Here is a 16,424-nt window from a genome sequence, read left to right as displayed (position 1 = left end):
CGTCTGACTGCGTAAAACCAGCGTTATTCAAAATATTACAGCCTGTATTGTAGTAAAAAGTTTCACCCACGGTGCAGCTACTCATCACTCCGGCAAAACTGACAAACCTTCCGTTTAAGTTGGCATCCAGATAGGACTGATTTAAAACATCCAGAACCACATTCTCTGCACCAGTGAGTGCAGTTTGTCCGGCACCTTGGTTGGTATAACCTAACTCGGAACCGCCTTGAGTTCCTACTAGATAACCGCCGAGGTCATTCACAAATGGATTACTTCCTAAAAAACTAGGAGTAGCAAAGGGGGATCCAAATTGCGGGCTTGCCAAAGTCACCACAAGCCGAACAAAAGGAAGGACTCCTGTTTCCTTAGCCAACGCCACTCTTGTCACAAGCCCTCCCATCGAATGGGCCACAATGTAGACTTGATCCGAATCCGTAAAATTAGAACGTAAAGTAGAATGAAATTGACGACCGTTAATTAAAATGCTATTCGAAGTGCGGTAGGTATAAAGATAAAAATCAAACTCGGTATTTGCCGAATCCCTTCCTTCTTGGAAATGAACGAGCCCATTCGAAAACGTATTCTTTATATTCTGAATTTTTTTTTCATCATTTGTGATGGGATCAGAATCCCTCTCAGCTGGATTCCAACCATGGATCAAAACAATTTTCTTTTTTGCCGATTTCGGAAAAAAATCAGAACTAAGAAACTGAGAATCCGAAAGGTTCCGAGAGAAGCCCGGAAGGAATCCATAAAGTTTTTGGTTAGGATTGGGAAGGAGGCCAAATAAAGAAAGTAACAATGCCTCATTGTTCTCTTTATCTTCGGATACAAATTCCTTTCTGTAAAAATCGTAAATACAAGATTGAAATACAAGGATTCCTAGAATCAGAAATACAAAACTAGATAGAACCTTTCGCCTAACGCGAAACATTTTGCACCCGATCCAAAGTAATCCCGCAAGCCACAACAACGTTGAGTGAAGTGACAGAACCAAAAAGAGGGATCCTTGCTACATAGTCTGCTTCTTCTAAAAGCAAACGTTTCACACCTTCCCCTTCATTCCCCATAATGATGGCCATTTGAGAAGCTTCCGGTAAAGTTTCCCAAATAGATTCTTCACCTTCTTCGTCGGTCGCAAGGATCCAATATTCATTTTTTTTAAGATATTCCATCCCATGCATTAGGTTTGCCAATCGATAAATCTGCAAATGGTGGACAGCTCCGGCAGAAACTTTTTCCACAACGGGAGTGATAGGGGATGTATCACGATCAGACATTAACACATGTTTTACGCCCATACACTCAGCGGTTCTTAAAATATTTCCAAGATTTCCGGGATCTTGAATTCGATCTAAAATTAGTACCGGGCCTTGGCCAACTTGTACATTCTGTTTGAATTGTTCGAATCCAAGTGACAAAAATGATTTTTGTTTGGTGCGAATGATGACATAACCTTGGTGGTTTTTATCAGATGCAATTCGGTCCAGTTCCCGAGTGGATACGGTTGTGAATTTGATTGAATTTGGAATGTATTGGCGTATTCTTTGTTTTTCTTCATTTCCAAGGGAATCTTTGACAATCACTTCCCGGATGGTTTTGATTCCTCGTTCGGGAGCCACTTGGTCTAGGGACTCTAAAAATTCAAAAAAATTACGTTTTCCAAAAAGTATTTCTACTGGGCTTTTTTCCATGTGGTTATTCCTTCTTTTGTATCAGCGAGAAGGATTCCTTTTTCTTCCAACTCTTTACGAATTTTGTCGGCAGTAGAGAAATCTTTGTTTTGTTTGGCGGTCTTTCTTTGGTTGATTTGATCCAAAATCCACTCTTCGGAAATTCCTTCTAAGGATTGGACTTGTTTTTCAAATTGAAATACAGCAAAGAGTTGATTGATTTGATAAAATAAGAATAAGGATTCTTTTAAAAACGAACCACTTGTAGAAGAATTCTTAGAATCCAAAAATTGATTTACGATGCGAACGAGTTCAAAAACGGAAGCAAGTGCTTTCGGAACATTCAAATCATCCGCAAGAGAATCCATAAATTCCAAATTTAATTTTTGTAATTCGGGAACCGAGAACTCTATAGGATCATATTTTTTCGGAACTTGATCCCATAAACTTCCAGTCTCTAACACTCGGTAAATGGTATTTTGAATTCGTTCCAAGGCAGTTTTGGATTCTTCCAATTTTCCAAGCGAAAAATTCAACTTACTTCTGTAATGAGCAGAAATCAGATGGTAACGGATCGCATTGGGATCATATCCTTTTTCTAAAATATCTCGTAAGGTATAAAAGTTTCCCTTACTTTTTGACATTTTCTCTCCATCCACAAGAAGATGTTCGCAGTGAAGCCAAGTCCCCACAAACTCTTCTTTGGGATAGGCTCCAAGACTTTGTGCCGCTTCGTTTTCATGATGAGGAAAAAGGAGATCGATCCCACCGGTATGGATGTCCACACCTGATCCGTATACTTTGCGAATCATTGCAGAACATTCTAAATGCCAACCAGGCCGCCCTGTTCCAATACTCGTATGCCAACATTTTTCTTCTTCTGTCTTTTGGTTTTTCCAAAGGACAAAATCTCTAACATCGTCTTTTGTATATTCATCAGCATCATAACGAACTCCAGACTTCATTCCAGAAACATCAATTTTAGATAATTCCCCATAACGACTGAACTTTTGAATGGAGAAGTATAAATTCCCATCTTTTTCATAAACGAGACCATTCGACTGGAGTGTTTCCACAAGACCCACCATCGCATCAATGGATTCTGTGGCTTTGGGGTAATGTTCCAACTTTTGCACATGAACGGTTTCTAAATCTTTAAAAAAAGCCTCTGTCCAAGGTTTTGTGAAATCCTCTATACTCATTTTTTGTTTGATCGATTCATTAATGATTTTGTCGTCAATGTCTGTAATATTCATCGATTGGTTGAGTTTATAGCCACCTAACAGTAGCGAACGACGAAGGACATCCACAAATAAAAAGGAACGAATGTTTCCAATATGAGCAAAGTTATAAACCGTAGGCCCACAGGAATATATCGTTACATTCGCCGGATCTTTCGGTTGGAAGGGTTCTTTTTTTCCTGATTTAGAATTTTGGAAGACAAAGGGAACTAAACTCATAAGGCAAAAATTTCTTTTACAAATTCCAAATTGGCTTGGGGTTGTTTGTCTTTCCCAGCTTCATTACCTTCTGTCGGATAGAGCTGCATACGTTTATCACAATTCATATGATTAAAAAGAGCAAATGTAGATTTTGGATGGGAAATCACATCTTCCATTCCACAAGAAAAGAGAGCAGGGATTTTTATTTTTTTGGCAAAGTTGAGTGCATCAAAATAAGCTAATTCTTTTTTATAATCAATTTTTTTGGTGGCTCTTTTTTCCAAAAAGGGAGTGAGTTCCCGAATCCAAGGATTTCCTTTTAAAGAAATTTGATCTTTGTCAATATAACAAAACGAAGGTGTTTCTAAAATCAAACCTTTGATTCGATCGGAATAAGCGGCACCAAATACAGAAAGAGCCGATCCAATCGACTTACCATGTAAAATGATTTGGTCTCCATCAATCCCATCCGTCAAACGTAAGAACTCTATAGTGCGGATCACATCCAAATAGAGTTTACGCATATAAAAGTCTTCTTTTTGGTCGAGGCCGTGGGCAAAATAATTGGGAGTCCAACCAATAGGAGATTTTCCTGTGGTTGGATCTATTGGCGCATGAACCATTTCTTCCCCATGACCACGTAAGGTGATATGAAGTTGAGCCACACCCAAATCCGAATATCCTTTTTGGATCTCTTCTGGAATCGCCAGATAGTCATGGAAGTAAACAACTACGGGCCTATTTCCTCTTTTTCGTGGGATAGCAAGTTTTCCATGTAACACATGATTGTCGATACTTTGAAAGCTAATATCGTTTAACGATTCCCAAATAAAAGATCCTTTCAAAACCGTTTTATAAGTGGCTTTTATGGGAACTTTTTTTAACTCAGAAATCCCTTCTTTCCAAAAACTATCCAGATCCGTCGGAGGATCCAGTTTCGGAACGGTTTGGAAACATTCATCAAAACTAACGGTTTGAGGCATGGGAATCCAACTTAGGAGAAAATTGATTTAAAAAACTATACATAGTTTGGAGTAAAAGAACAGAGATTGTCATAGGACCAACTCCTCCAGGAACAGGAGTGTAGTGGGAAGATTTGTCTTTGGCTTTAGAGATTTCAATGTCTCCCACATTTCCTACATTATAACCAGCATCTAAAAGGACGGCACCATCTTTGATCCAGTCTGCTTGGATGAACTCAGGTTTTCCAACAGCCCCGACCACAATGTCCGCTTGTTTGACAAGGTCTGGTAGGTTCTTTGTTTTTGAATGACAAAGAGTCACCGTAGCATTTAAATTTGTGAGCATGATGGCCATGGGTTTTCCAAGAATGGGAGAACGTCCCACAACCACGGCATGTTTTCCCGAAACATCAATTCCATATTCTTGAAGTAGTAGAACCATTCCGTACGGAGTGCACGGATAGTAAGCTTCACTATTCATTGATAATTTCCCGAAAGAAACAGTAGTGACACCATCCACATCCTTTTCTAAGGCGATCTCATCAAAACATAAACGTTCATCGATTTGGTGAGGGACAGGGTGTTGCAAAAGGATTCCATTCACGGAACTATCTTCATTTAACTTTCTAATTTCAGCTAATAGTTCTTCGGTGGTGGTTTCTTCTTTCAGTCGAACATATCGAGAACCCATACCGACTTTTTCACAAGCCTTCACCTTCATATTCACATAAGTTTCGGAAGCGGGATTGTTCCCGACAAGGATGGTAGCAAGAGTGGGAATTCCCTTACCATCGGATTTAGCCTTTGCTAATGTTTCTGCGATTCGATTTCGGATTTTTTCGGAAATCGCTTTACCGTCTAATAGGATGCTAGATTTCATTCTGTAAGTTCAAAATTTCAAAGAAAATTGAACTGGCAAACAGAAAAAACCATCCATGATTCCAAGTTTAGATCCATCACAAACACAATCCCCCAATTCGGCTTCCACTCATAGTTTACAGGGTTGGGTCCAAGGACTCCGAGGGAATAACCATGTCCAATTCCTCCAACTTCGCACTGAAGGCAAAATCTACCAAGTGGTCGCTGAAAAAGAATTCTTAGGAGAGGAAGTCTTCAAACAAGTCAAAGGTCTACCCCAAGAGACATCCCTTGTCGTTTTTGGGGTCGCACAAGAGAACGAGAAGGCACCTGGTGGCCAGGAACTATTCCTACATTCCTTTACCCTTGTGGGAGATTCCCACCAGTATCCCATCACTCCCAAGGAACATGGGCCAGACTTTTTACACAACCATAGACATTTGTGGTTACGCTCCAAACGCCAACTCGCCATCCAAAGGGTGCGCTCCGAATTGTCTTTTGCCATCAGGGAATTCTTTCGTAATGATGGATACACCCTCATTGACACTCCCATCCTAACAGGCTCCATCGGGGAATCTGCGGGAACTTTGTTTTCCACAGAATACTTTGACCTAGGCCAAGCCTATCTGGCCCAAACGGGACAACTCTATTTGGAAACGGCGGCTTTTGCCCATTCCAAGGTCTATTGTTTTGGTCCCACTTTCCGAGCCGAAAAGAGTAAAACCAGACGCCACTTAACCGAATTTTGGATGCTCGAAGCAGAAACTGCCTTCCTTGGCCAAGACGGAAATTTGGACTTACAAGAACGATTTGTAAAGACAGTCCTTCGTACCACCATCGAAAGAACCCAAGAGGATTTGAAAGCCCTCGACCGGGATCCGGCACCACTTTTAGAACAATTAGGAAAACCTTTTCCCCGAGTGGATTACGGGGAAGCCATCCAAATTTTGAAAACTGCTGGGGAAGAGATCACTTGGGGAGAGGATATCAATTCCGACCGCGAACAAATCCTTACCACGCATTTTGGCACCGCCATCTTCATCCAAAATTTTCCAAGGGCTATCAAAGCTTTCTATATGAAACAAAATCCGGATAATGCCGAAACCGTTCTCTCTGCCGATTTAATCGCACCAGACGGAATCGGGGAGATCATTGGGGGTTCGGAAAGGGAAGAATCTTACGAAAAGATTGTGGAACGCCTGAAAGAAGAAGGTCTCCCACCAGAGGACTATTCTTGGTATCTGGATCTTCGTAAGTATGGCTCGGTCCCTCATGCAGGCTTTGGGATGGGTCTCGAACGAGTGATTGCTTGGGTTTGTGGTTTGTCCCATATTCGGGAATGTATTCCTTTCCCAAGGATGATTTACAGGCTGACTCCTTAATTTTTCTTACGGGAAATTTACCTTGAGGCCGATCTTTTTAAGGAAAGAGAGGCACCTTATGGCACAGCAAGCAACCCAAGTTTTAAACACATCAATAGAACAAGAAGCTTGGGATCTTTATGAGGTAGGATCAAACGAAGATGTCGTGGTTCTTGCCAAACGTCATCCTGAGAACTTTTATATCCAACATCTAAGTTATTTGGCTTTGTATGAAATGACAGGTAGGGCAACTATCTCCGCTCCCAAAGGCATTTCGAGCCTGGCACCTCTCGTGGATGCCATCCAAAATCACGAAATTGGAAAAAGCTCCGAAGCTTGTAATAGTTTGAATCTTTACTTCAATACACAAACCAATCCGCTTTGTTTTTCTATCATCCAAACTGCGATCAAAATTTACTTTAGAGCAGAAGCATATGAAGAAACAAAATCGGTAATCACAAGGTATAAAAAACAATGGAACGACAATTCCTTTGTCAAAGAAGAACTCATTTGTACGTATTATTTAAAACGTTATGATGAAGTGATCAAAGTTTTTCGTGACAATATGAAATTGTTAAACGATTCAGATATCCATAAACTTGTGGGTATGGCACTTCTCTTTTTGGATCGTCACAAAGAAGCAAATCTTATCTTTGAAAACATTCCAAACAAATTGAATCTACCTAGTTTTGAAGAAAAACGTAAGATGTATGATTCAGTTTATAAAAAGATTTCTGAACTAGAAGCAAAGTCAAACTCTCTAGCTCACAAAGACTTAGAAGATATGGGTTTCGCTTATCTCTTTCACGGAGACTATGTCAAAGCAGAAAAAATGTTTTTGTCTCTTACCGAGAAACTAAAATCAAAACTCTGCAGCGTGTAAGATTTTTCCTAGATTCGGGGTGGCTAAGTAATTTGGCCGCCTCATCTGTAGGAATGATGAGATCCGTTTGGTTTTTCCCCGCAGTTCCTAACGCCAAAACAAAGTAGGGGTTCTTTCCTACTTTCGCTTCCACTCCCTTTCCTGTTTGTTCTTCTCTGTAAACAATGTATCCCGTTTCAATGGCATAGGCTTCTTTTACGTAAACAGGAGAATAGATATCTAAACCACGATCGGTTTGGATTTTAGGAAACAATGCTCGTTTGAGGCTGAGATGACGAGCATCTACGACAAGGCCTGAAAATTCCACGGGAACCACTTCTTCGCTAAACTCAGGCACCGACTCCTGCCCATATTCCAAAGGAATGTGTGCTATGATTCCGTCTTTACCTTTCAGAGGCAAACTGGCTTTGGCTTCCAAAACATTTTTTACAAATTGAAAATCATATTCTTCTTTTTCTGAACCAATATAGGAATTCAAACGTAACCTTGCTTGTTGGTTCACTTGGGTGTATTCATACACCGTATAATCCGCATTAAATAGAATGGATTCTAACCTTTGGCTGAGCCGCACGCGGAGTTTTTCCCGAGCTTTTTTGCGAGCCATGGAATGGGCTTTCCCTTGGCTTGTGGCAGTATTTTTTCCCGAAAATTCAGGGTCTTCTTCATCAAATACAATTTTTGGAATGGTTTCTTTGACAAAGGAAGAAACGACAAGGTCTGTCCAATTGACAATGGATGAATAGATATCCTTATCCTCAACGGGCTTTGACCCAAGAGAAACACTCAGCAAAAAAACCAAACAAAGATAGATTCGTTTCATAATTAAGACTTCGGCAAAAGATTGAATTTTCTTTCCAATTCGTTAAATTCCGTTATGAGGGGAACTCCCTTCGGAAGACTTTGCAAGACGTTTTTTCCATAGGACTTTGTATGCACCCGAGGATCCAGGATACTCACCATACCAGTATCCGACTGCGAACGGATGAGGCGTCCAAACCCTTGCCTAAGCAACAAACAAGTTTTAGGAACCTGCATCTCCCAAAAGGGACTTTTTCCCTTTCGTTCCATATCTTCCATCTTGGCTTGCAAAACTGGTTCTGTGGGAACTTGGAAGGGAAGTTTCGTCACAATCACATTCCTAAGTTTATCACCTTTAATATCCACACCCTGCCAAAAACTGGAGACTCCAAAGAGGACACTTTTTTCATTCGCAAGGAACTCCCGTTTGGCGGCAATGGGACCCATTTCTGTTTGGGAAAAAATCGGAAAAGGGACTTGGTTTCTTAACTCTTCATAGAGCTCTGATAAAAGTTTATTCGAAGTAAAAAGGACAAAGGCATCCCCTTCGGAAAGTTTCAAAAGTCGAGTGATCCAATAAGACAGATCTGTTTTGTTTCGTCTCGGGTCCTGAACTGGATCTGCGACTTGTTTGGGAACAAACAAAAGAGAATGAGTGTTATAGGAAAAAGGGGAAGCCAATGTTTTTGTTATTACTTCCGAGGTTCCTACTTCTTTCAAAAAATACTGAAAATTTCCTGCCGTCGGAGAAAGGGTAGCCGATGTCATCACCACAGAATCCATATTGGGAAATAGAGTGTTCGCTAAGATCTCGTCCGTATTTTTCGGTTGGGAGAATAAATAATAAAAAGGATCTTTTGAAGACTGAGGAGGAGGTTCAATCCAAAACACCAAGTTCGGATTGGTTTTCAAACGAAAGTCATTTAGGAATGAAGAGGCTTTCTTTAAGTTTCCAGAAACCATCTCTAGTCCCAGAGCAATTTCTTTCTCTTCCATATCCTCACTGTCTTTTTTGTATTTAGAAAGTAGAGATTCTAATTGGGAAGCAAGGTCTGCCAGTGTATCTTCTAAAGCACCATTGTCTAATTTGATTCGTTCCGTATGGCGCGTGGAAAACTGATTGAACTGTAAAGGAATGACGGAGAGTAACATTCGAAACAGATCATTCGCATAACCAATCGAAACTTCAACCGACTTCATAATTTTTTCACTGTTTTTCAGTCTTAAAACAAGTCCGGTTCGTTTCTCTGGAAAATAGAGATAGTGCAGCAAGTTCATGAGTAGGTCATAACGAATCTCCGAACCAAAGGCCCGACCCACAATTTCCGGAAAGGCATGGGCTTCATCAATGACCAGTTGAGAAAAAGGAGGAAGGATTTTGAAATCACCGGCAAGATGGCTTGCGAGAAGGTGGTGGTTCACAATCAGAATATTTGCTTTTTTCCACTTTTCCTTTTCTAAAAAATAATACGAAGAACTAAAGTTAGGACAATTTCTCCCCAAACAGTTGTCAGACTCTCTCGAGACAGAATTCCAAAAAGAATTGGATAAAAATCCATCATATTCGGCACGGATTCCGGCTATAGTTTGTTTCTCCCAGTTCACAAAGTATGGCAGGGAAGATTCCATTTCTGGACCAAAATCCCCCCGTTCCATCACTCGGCTGTATTTCCGTTTGCAGAGGTAATTACTTGCCCCAAGAGCCACCATGGCATTGATAGGGACTCCTAAAGCCTCAGAAACCAGTGGGATATCTTTGTATAGAAGTTGGTCTTGTAAGGATTTGGTTTCTGTGGAAACCACAACCGTACATTCGTTTTCCAAAGAAAATAGGGCACTGGGAATCAAATAGGCAAGGGACTTACCAACACCCGTTCCCGCTTCAATCGCCCAGTTAGAGCCAGTATTGAATGCAGATTCAATGGACGTGGCCATTTCCATTTGTTCTCTTCTAACTTCATAATCCTTCCAAAGTTTCGGAAGTTGGTTGGTAAAAACTGATTGTACGTCCAATCCTTAATGCCTATTACGAAAAAGAAGAATGATACAAGCGACAGTCAAACTAATCACAGAAACGAGAGAGACTGTCATAATGAGAATCCCTTGCCAATTGAGCACTTCGGGGGAAGTCATGAGACCACCTTTCCTTTTTTCGGATCTAATGCTTTGGAAACCAAAATATAGATAAATCCATAAATCAAAAATAGGCCAATCACCACCGAACGAGCCACAGTGGCCTTTGTTTTGGCATCTTCCACATTTTCACCTTTGTTTTCGGCAAGGAGTCCCATCACTTCCGGATTCATTTTATCTAAATATTCGGGTAAGTTCATATAACAGAAAGAAACGAAGATAAACAATAGAAACCAAGGGGTGATGTATTTTAATACAAACCGAATCGACCGAGGAAAGGGGATCAAACTTCCTTCGTTGGCATCCTTGACTCCTTTATCCACTCCAATTTTAAAAACAAAAATAAAGATTTGGATGGAAGCCAAAATATAAATCATAATGGTTCCAATATAAAAGTCAGCAATATCCAGAGCCGCAAAATCTTTGTTAAAATAAATAATAGGAAGGCATAAACAGAAGGTAAATAGGAATAGTAGTAAGGAAGACTTACGCCGCCCCACATGGAACCCTTCTTCCAAAAATAAAATTCCTGGTTGTAACATGGTTACCGAAGAAGTAATCGCAGCAAGGAATAGAACAAGAAACCACAGCCCACCAAAAAAATCCCCACCCGGCATCATTCCAAAAACAGAAGGGAGTGCAATAAAACCCATTCCGAAAGTTCCAAAGGAAGTGGCCTGCATTCCTAAAAACAAAAAGGCAACGGGAATGGTGATCATACCACCAAACACAACTTCTGCGAATTCATTCAAAGAAGCAGAAGAAAGACTAGAAAGGACAACATCATCTTTTTTCTTCAAAAAACTAGAGAACACAAGGGCAATCCCAAAACCAGTTGATAAAGAAAAGAAAATTTGCCCCGCCGCATTGATCCATACTTTAGGTTGGGTCAACTTAGACCAATCCGGGTTCCACATAACAGCAAGACCCGACTCAATTCCAGGAATGGTAAGCACACGAATGAGGATGATGGTAGCACAAATTCCCATGAGTGGCATGGCAATCTTGGCAAAGGCTTCGAGACCTTTGGAGAGACCGCGATACACTAGTAAAAAATTAAACAAAACACAGAGAAGAAAAAATACAATGATAGGGGATTGAAAACTGGATCCGTTGGCCTCGGCTCCCGTTAAATGCATAAAAAAAGTGGAAGCTTGTTTGGTCATCTCACTTTGCGTGGACCCATTCAAAGACATTTGTCCGGTTAGAAAATAATAAGCATAAGCCAGACACCAAGATTCTATGAATACATAGTATACATAAATCATCACAGGAATCATCACACCGATGGTGCCGGAAAGTTTGAGCGGAAATCCTTTGAGATACTCGCGAAAAATAAAAGGGGTGCTATGACCGTGTTTGCCACCCATACGACCCATGGTCCATTCGGCCAAACAAACAGGAATTCCGAGAATGAGGAAACTGATGATGTAAGGAACCATAAAGGCGCCACCACCATTTTGTGCTGCTTGTCCCGGAAACCGTAAAAAATTCCCAAGTCCAATGGCACCACTTGCCACAGCCAATATCAAACCGATACGACTGGCCCAGCCATCGTGGTGTTCCACTTGTCTCTCTTTCATCAGGGACTATTGAATGTAGAAGGAATTATGTGACAAAATCTTTTTGTCTAAATGTGAGAAAAAGCAAGGCTTTGACGCCTTGCTTTGGTATTTTTCAAATTAGCCGAGAAATAGCTCGTTTTTTTCCATTTTCAGAACTTTGGAGACCAGATTCTTAAAATCTTCCGGTGGTTCCAAAAGTCCAAGTTCTACTTTTGACAAAAACGGAGTGGAAACTTTCAATTTCTTAGCGAAATCGTATTGTTTAATTCCCAACTCCCGTCTGACTGCCCAAAGTTTGTTTTTCAATCCATTGGAAAACTCAGGATAGATGTCTTCCACAGCGCTTTCGTTAAAAAGCTTATCAACAGAGGTTTTGAGATACTTTGCACAAGATGACTTGAATTTTTCAGTCGGATCTTGGGCTCCAGTCTCAATTTTGGATAGGTAACTCGGAGAAACTCCTAGTGCCCTCGCCATATCGTACTGTTTGATACCTCTCTTCTTTCGAAGCATGTAAATGTGATTGTTCATTTATCCCCCCTAACAGTCAGAATATGTCAAATATGGCAAAATTCAATAAAAAAATTTTGCCATACTCTAAAACTTGACAGGGACTATAATGTAACTTCTTTTAGGCGATCAGCGGCAATCACCAAATTGTAAGTGGTTTTGAGACCAGAAACTTTCTGCTCAATAAATGAATTCCTTTGCGCCCCTTCCATTTCCGACTTAATTCTTTCGCGAACCGCCCCATAAGGCTTAGGAATGCGATTCTGTGGGTTTTTCGGGTCGGAATCTGCATAAGCATACAATTTTCCTGCTTCATAAGCATCTCTCATTTGTGCCTCTGTCACAGTCACGGGAATGGCTTTAATTTCATCTTGTAGCGATTTTAACGCCAAAGAAACTTTCATTTTATCCATTTGCATCAAATATCCGATTTCCGATCCCACATCTTGGACACGATCCGAAGTTTCTGCAATTTTTCCCTGAAGGATGGTGGATTGGAATAAATTGACCATATCCCAAGTTTTGGATTTTTCATCTTTATATTCTTGTTTTAGAATATTCGGAATGGCTTCAAATTCTGCCGTTAAATCCTTCCAAGTGTAGTTCTTTCCATCACGATTAGAATACAATGTATAATCAGGTGTAAAGATTTTAGGATCAATGTCTGCGGGACCTGTAAAACGAGGAAGGTTTGCGACTTTGATTCCACTTTCTTCAGTGATTTTTTTTAGTTCTTTTTGGTAGAGACCTTGTTCATACTCTTTCATTGTATGAGAAGCAAACTGGTTTGCTTTATCAGCGGATTCACCATCAGTGAAGTAGGCAACCGATGCTTTCGTATCTGCATCCTCATGAGTTTTCCCGTATTCCGTAGCTTCTTTTTTGAAATCATCAAAAATGGATGTGAAATATTTTTTTAGTCTTTCTGGGTGAACTTTTTCAGTTCCTGTGGAACGAACTACATAAGCAATTCTTCCTTCTCCGGCTTTTGCGTAAGAAATAAAAGTTCCAGTTTTAGCCTTTTTCACTTCCGACAGAATGTCTTCCAAAGGTGTTTCTGCACAGTTTGTACAAAAAGGTTCCAATTTTCCTGCAATCGGTCTACGTGTGATGTCTTCCGTCACTTTGGAAATTTCTTCTGCAATTTCTTTATTTGACAATGAATTCAGTTTGTTTGCGAGTTCTTCGGCTTTTTTTAAATTAGAAGCTTCCTCTTCCCCACGAACAAGCACTAGTTGCAAGTTTACAAATTCTAATGGTTTTTCTTTTAAACCATTTTTGACATACTCACGCATATAGACATTGAGTTTCAAAAACTGATTCACTAAAGATTCAATTTTCTGAACATCAGCTTCTGCTACTTTTTTGGTAGAAATGGCATCCTTCAAAAGGATTTTTTCTAAAGCGATACTTTCTAAAATTTTGGCTTGGATATCAGCAGTGATGGGTTGTGGTTCTGGATTGCCTCGTTTGGAAGCCTCAATCACAAAGTTCATTTCTTTGCGAGTCACAGTTCCACCATCAAAGGTTGCAAGGATTTCAGAATCCTTAGAGCAATTGATAATTGGTACGAAAATCAAACCGAGCATAACACCCAGAGTGAAAAGTTTGTTTAGATTCATTGGATTTCCTTGTCTATTTTTACGTATTATTTTAGTATTTGCGGACCGGTTTTTCCGGCTTTTTGGGTTCAGAAACTTGTGTGGGAGTTGGGATCGTTTTCTCGGAAGCAACTGCGGGTTTCTTAGCCAAGGGCAGTGTATGGGAAACATTCAATTTAAGGATCTCTGATTTCTGATCCTCTAATTTATTCATTTCCGATACAAAGGTTTCTTTCAGAATGGGGGAATATTCCCGGTCAGAAGCAAGTCGATCCGTCAATTTTTTCAATTCTACGACGTCCCGATCCAGTTCTTCCAGTTTTTTGTATAAATGGGCAACAGTTACCTTCAAACACCACTCCTTCCAAAAGTTTTATTTACTTGCAATAGAGTGCAAGAATGAAATAAGAAAAATAGCAAATTTTATGAGCCTAGATGATTTAGTCGTTTCCACTGAAAAAATTGATACTGTATATGTTACCAAATTGCAGGGAAATCTAAATAACTTCACTGCCGAAAAGTGCATCAAATCGGTGATCAATTCCCTGAAACATGGATCAGTCATTTTAGATCTAGAAGAATTAAATATGGTGACAACCCAAGGAATCATCGCCTTCAAAACCTTAAGCGAAGAAGCCTTTCTCCACAAACATAAAATCATCTTAATCAATCTGCCGTTAAGTGTTAGACAAGCATTTTTAATGGCTGGAGTTCGTAATTTATTTCCCATCGCTAACAATGAAGAGGCTGCGTTCAAAATGGCCTCAAGACCCAGTAGGTAAACCGTGAGTTCAGGATTCAATTTCTTTCGTAAAATTTGGCATGTACTCGGGCTCATCATCCCCGTGACTCTTTTTTTTGATCCCTTCCGTGATGCTTTTGGCCTCGTCTATGCAACACGCGCCATCCTTGTCACGGCCCTGGCAGCCCTCCTTGTGGCTCTCTTTGTATTGGAGCTCGTTCGCCTAAATCATTCCGGTTTTGAAAATTTCTTTTATAAGTATTTTGGATTTCTCATGAAAGAGTCCGAAAGACAAAGGTTCAACGGAACCGTTCCTTATTTTTTCGCCAACTTCCTCGTTGTTTTGTTTTTTCCGGCAGAGATTGCCATCCTTGCCATTTTGTTTCTGGTAATCGGGGATCCCTTTGCTGCTTTTGTTGGTAGCAAATACGGGAAACATAGATTCTATAATGGAAAATCTTTAGAAGGGATTGTGGGGTTTTTAATTCCCGCTTTTCTATTTTCGGTTCTGGCGCTCTTTCTCATCACCAAGTCTCAGCCAGGAAGTTTTCTTGCGATTCTCGACCCCCAAACAGAACTTTTGTGGACTCCTGTTTATCTTGTTTTCTTTTCCGTGGTGGCCGCTTGTATCACTGAGTTTTTTGCAAACACAACGGCAAAAGGACTGATTGACGACAACCTTCTCATTCCCGTAGTGGGAGCCGTTGTCCTTTCTGTGCTTTCCTTATTGTATTTGAATTATACACCGATGGATTTTTTCTTCGACCCGCAGGCCCTTTACATTCAGAAGTAGCGGAAAGAGGTGATTGGTTACTTCCAGCGAAGTTCGACAGTTCTCTGTTTGGTGATGGTCTCCATTCCAGGAACTACCACTTTATATTCCAAAAGGATGGGGCCGAGTGCTTCTAATTGAAAGGGAGATTTATCGATTCCCTTATGGCGGAACTCCTCTTTCAAAAGAGCCCCTAAATAATGAAAAGATACCACTACATTGTTTTGGAATAAATTCCCTTCCATCCTTTCGGAGGAATTTCCATATTTTAAATACGCAACATATCCAGAACGAAATGTTTGTTTTTCCAGCCCATTGTATGGTTTTGGGAGGACCAGGCGAAACCCGGGAGTTTCTCTTGCCGTGAAATACAAAAAATTTCCAAAATCCTCATAGTTAGGATTTTCTTTTTTAAACAACTTTTGATCTAAAAGGACAATATCTTTTTCTGTTTTGGGTTCTGTGCAATCCAAAGGTTCATTGAAATTATCACAAAACTGAAAGGATTGTTTCGGGTCCGTTTGGCATCCACCAATGGCAATACTTATAAAAACCAATAAGGAAATGAAAATAGAAGTAGGGAAGTGATTAGGATTTGAATTTGTTGAATTCATAGGATTCCCTGAGGGTATTAAAAAAATAACTCACTTCTCTTTCCCGAAAGTAACTTTGGGTTGTGTTCGGTACAACGAGTTGTCCCCGGGAAAAATGGTATACGGTCTCCCCATACACACCTTGGAATAAGTAAATTCGATGGAAGTCATCCTTTGATTTCGCAATAACAATATTATGCGAAGTAACGTAACCTGGAATCAAGAGAACACTTGGATCTTTTTTTTGTAATAGCATTTGGAATTCCAAACATTCCTTTTTTTTCTCCACAAGTTCCTCCCTGTGGATCCTTTGTTTAAAGGATAGGACTTTGGTCCATCTCCCCGGATAGGCGAGTTCCCTTTCTGTTTCATCGGGAGTCCATTTGGGAAGAAGGACTGATTCATAGAGAATTTTAGAAAACCGTTTTTCCGCCATTGCTTTCAATTCAAATAGAATGTCCTCTTGTTGGTAAGAGAGGATCATAAAAAAAGAAGCACCCGGTGGTCTTTCTAATAACTCTTGCGGCATAA

General features: G+C 40.2%; 17 protein-coding genes. 4 read left to right on the top strand and 13 right to left on the bottom strand.

The window, feature by feature from the left end:
* The 5 genes from JWG41_RS09340 to folD form a co-directional block, all read right to left on the bottom strand.
* On the bottom strand, nucleotides 1-934 hold a 934-nt coding region (locus tag JWG41_RS09340), incomplete at its 3' end, for an esterase/lipase family protein (protein ID WP_205269661.1).
* Nucleotides 921-1,694, bottom strand: coding sequence for a 23S rRNA (guanosine(2251)-2'-O)-methyltransferase RlmB (gene rlmB, locus JWG41_RS09335; protein ID WP_205269660.1), 774 nt, complete (start codon nucleotides 1,692-1,694; stop codon nucleotides 921-923). The genes rlmB and JWG41_RS09340, both read right to left, overlap by 14 nt.
* Nucleotides 1,676-3,133: a cysteine--tRNA ligase gene (cysS, locus tag JWG41_RS09330; protein ID WP_205269659.1), complete on the bottom strand. Its 1,458-nt coding sequence runs from the start codon at nucleotides 3,131-3,133 to the stop codon at nucleotides 1,676-1,678. The genes rlmB and cysS overlap by 19 nt, the downstream gene beginning before the upstream one ends.
* Nucleotides 3,130-4,098: an acetylxylan esterase gene (locus tag JWG41_RS09325; RefSeq protein WP_205269658.1), complete on the bottom strand. Its 969-nt coding sequence runs from the start codon at nucleotides 4,096-4,098 to the stop codon at nucleotides 3,130-3,132. The genes cysS and JWG41_RS09325 overlap by 4 nt, the downstream gene beginning before the upstream one ends.
* On the bottom strand, nucleotides 4,082-4,957 hold the full coding sequence (gene folD / locus JWG41_RS09320; RefSeq protein WP_205269657.1) for a bifunctional methylenetetrahydrofolate dehydrogenase/methenyltetrahydrofolate cyclohydrolase FolD: 876 nt from the start codon (nucleotides 4,955-4,957) through the stop codon (nucleotides 4,082-4,084). Before folD ends, JWG41_RS09325 begins: the two co-directional genes overlap by 17 nt.
* 55 nt (nucleotides 4,958-5,012) lie before the next feature.
* Between folD and asnS the strand changes: the two genes are divergently transcribed.
* The gene (asnS, locus tag JWG41_RS09315; protein WP_205269656.1) at nucleotides 5,013-6,317 is read left to right on the top strand and encodes an asparagine--tRNA ligase; all 1,305 of its coding nucleotides are present in this window, start codon (nucleotides 5,013-5,015) and stop codon (nucleotides 6,315-6,317) included.
* Between the two features lie 58 nt (nucleotides 6,318-6,375).
* A complete protein-coding gene (locus JWG41_RS09310) occupies nucleotides 6,376-7,179 on the top strand; it encodes a hypothetical protein (protein WP_205269655.1) in 804 nt (267 codons plus the stop codon).
* Here the strand turns inward: JWG41_RS09310 and JWG41_RS09305 are convergent.
* The 6 genes from JWG41_RS09305 to JWG41_RS09280 form a co-directional block, all read right to left on the bottom strand.
* Entirely contained in the window at nucleotides 7,142-7,999 is an 858-nt protein-coding gene (locus JWG41_RS09305) for a hypothetical protein (RefSeq protein WP_205269654.1), read from the bottom strand. The genes JWG41_RS09310 and JWG41_RS09305 overlap by 38 nt on opposite strands.
* 2 nt (nucleotides 8,000-8,001) lie before the next feature.
* Complete coding sequence (locus JWG41_RS09300) at nucleotides 8,002-9,990, bottom strand: ATP-dependent DNA helicase (RefSeq protein WP_205269653.1); 1,989 nt, start codon at nucleotides 9,988-9,990, stop codon at nucleotides 8,002-8,004.
* 116 nt (nucleotides 9,991-10,106) lie between these two features.
* Nucleotides 10,107-11,693 carry a sodium:neurotransmitter symporter family protein gene (locus JWG41_RS09295; protein WP_205269652.1) on the bottom strand — a complete coding sequence of 529 codons (1,587 nt, stop codon included), beginning with the start codon at nucleotides 11,691-11,693 and terminating at the stop codon, nucleotides 10,107-10,109.
* Between the two features lie 99 nt (nucleotides 11,694-11,792).
* Nucleotides 11,793-12,188 carry a helix-turn-helix domain-containing protein gene (locus JWG41_RS09290; protein WP_015678327.1) on the bottom strand — a complete coding sequence of 132 codons (396 nt, stop codon included), beginning with the start codon at nucleotides 12,186-12,188 and terminating at the stop codon, nucleotides 11,793-11,795.
* 101 nt (nucleotides 12,189-12,289) lie between these two features.
* Entirely contained in the window at nucleotides 12,290-13,807 is a 1,518-nt protein-coding gene (locus tag JWG41_RS09285; protein ID WP_205269651.1) for an LIC12015 family putative lipoprotein, read from the bottom strand.
* Nucleotides 13,808-13,838: 31 nt separating this feature from the next.
* A complete protein-coding gene (locus JWG41_RS09280) occupies nucleotides 13,839-14,138 on the bottom strand; it encodes a hypothetical protein (protein WP_205269650.1) in 300 nt (99 codons plus the stop codon).
* Between the two features lie 73 nt (nucleotides 14,139-14,211).
* Here JWG41_RS09280 and JWG41_RS09275 point away from each other — a divergent pair, with 73 nt between their 5' ends.
* Nucleotides 14,212-14,568, top strand: a complete 357-nt coding sequence (locus JWG41_RS09275; protein ID WP_002973885.1) for an STAS domain-containing protein — start codon at nucleotides 14,212-14,214, stop codon at nucleotides 14,566-14,568.
* A gap of 3 nt (nucleotides 14,569-14,571) precedes the next feature.
* Nucleotides 14,572-15,321 (top strand): diacylglycerol/polyprenol kinase family protein, encoded by a 750-nt coding sequence (locus tag JWG41_RS09270; protein ID WP_205269649.1) that lies wholly within the window; start codon nucleotides 14,572-14,574, stop codon nucleotides 15,319-15,321.
* A gap of 17 nt (nucleotides 15,322-15,338) precedes the next feature.
* Here the strand turns inward: JWG41_RS09270 and JWG41_RS09265 are convergent, their stop codons facing one another.
* Both JWG41_RS09265 and JWG41_RS09260 read right to left on the bottom strand, forming a co-directional pair.
* The gene (locus JWG41_RS09265) at nucleotides 15,339-15,914 is read right to left on the bottom strand and encodes a hypothetical protein (protein WP_232373897.1); all 576 of its coding nucleotides are present in this window, start codon (nucleotides 15,912-15,914) and stop codon (nucleotides 15,339-15,341) included.
* Complete coding sequence (locus JWG41_RS09260; RefSeq protein WP_205269648.1) at nucleotides 15,889-16,422, bottom strand: DUF4416 family protein; 534 nt, start codon at nucleotides 16,420-16,422, stop codon at nucleotides 15,889-15,891. Before JWG41_RS09260 ends, JWG41_RS09265 begins: the two co-directional genes overlap by 26 nt.
* Between the last annotated feature and the right edge of the window lie 2 nt (nucleotides 16,423-16,424).

Origin of the sequence: Leptospira chreensis, from assembly GCF_016919165.1 — a bacterium.
Lineage (GTDB): Bacteria > Spirochaetota > Leptospiria > Leptospirales > Leptospiraceae > Leptospira_A > Leptospira_A chreensis.
The sequence above is the reverse complement of the archived record's forward strand: the minus strand, read 5'-3'. Positions and strand labels throughout refer to the sequence as shown.

Bases quoted from the DNA above. Each gene is read 5' to 3' on its own strand.
- JWG41_RS09310 (WP_205269655.1), top strand. From the start codon at position 6,376: ATGGCACAGCAAGCAACCCAAGTTTTAAACACATCAATAGAACAAGAA.
- JWG41_RS09265 (WP_232373897.1), bottom strand. From the start codon at position 15,914: ATGAATTCAACAAATTCAAATCCTAATCACTTCCCTACTTCTATTTTC.
- JWG41_RS09325 (WP_205269658.1), bottom strand. From the start codon at position 4,098: ATGCCTCAAACCGTTAGTTTTGATGAATGTTTCCAAACCGTTCCGAAA.
- JWG41_RS09295 (WP_205269652.1), bottom strand. From the start codon at position 11,693: ATGAAAGAGAGACAAGTGGAACACCACGATGGCTGGGCCAGTCGTATC.
- asnS (WP_205269656.1), top strand. From the start codon at position 5,013: ATGATTCCAAGTTTAGATCCATCACAAACACAATCCCCCAATTCGGCT.
- JWG41_RS09290 (WP_015678327.1), bottom strand. From the start codon at position 12,188: ATGCTTCGAAAGAAGAGAGGTATCAAACAGTACGATATGGCGAGGGCA.
- cysS (WP_205269659.1), bottom strand. From the start codon at position 3,133: ATGAGTTTAGTTCCCTTTGTCTTCCAAAATTCTAAATCAGGAAAAAAA.
- JWG41_RS09285 (WP_205269651.1), bottom strand. From the start codon at position 13,807: ATGAATCTAAACAAACTTTTCACTCTGGGTGTTATGCTCGGTTTGATT.
- rlmB (WP_205269660.1), bottom strand. From the start codon at position 1,694: ATGGAAAAAAGCCCAGTAGAAATACTTTTTGGAAAACGTAATTTTTTT.
- folD (WP_205269657.1), bottom strand. From the start codon at position 4,957: ATGAAATCTAGCATCCTATTAGACGGTAAAGCGATTTCCGAAAAAATC.
- JWG41_RS09305 (WP_205269654.1), bottom strand. From the start codon at position 7,999: ATGAAACGAATCTATCTTTGTTTGGTTTTTTTGCTGAGTGTTTCTCTT.
- JWG41_RS09260 (WP_205269648.1), bottom strand. From the start codon at position 16,422: ATGCCGCAAGAGTTATTAGAAAGACCACCGGGTGCTTCTTTTTTTATG.
- JWG41_RS09275 (WP_002973885.1), top strand. From the start codon at position 14,212: ATGAGCCTAGATGATTTAGTCGTTTCCACTGAAAAAATTGATACTGTA.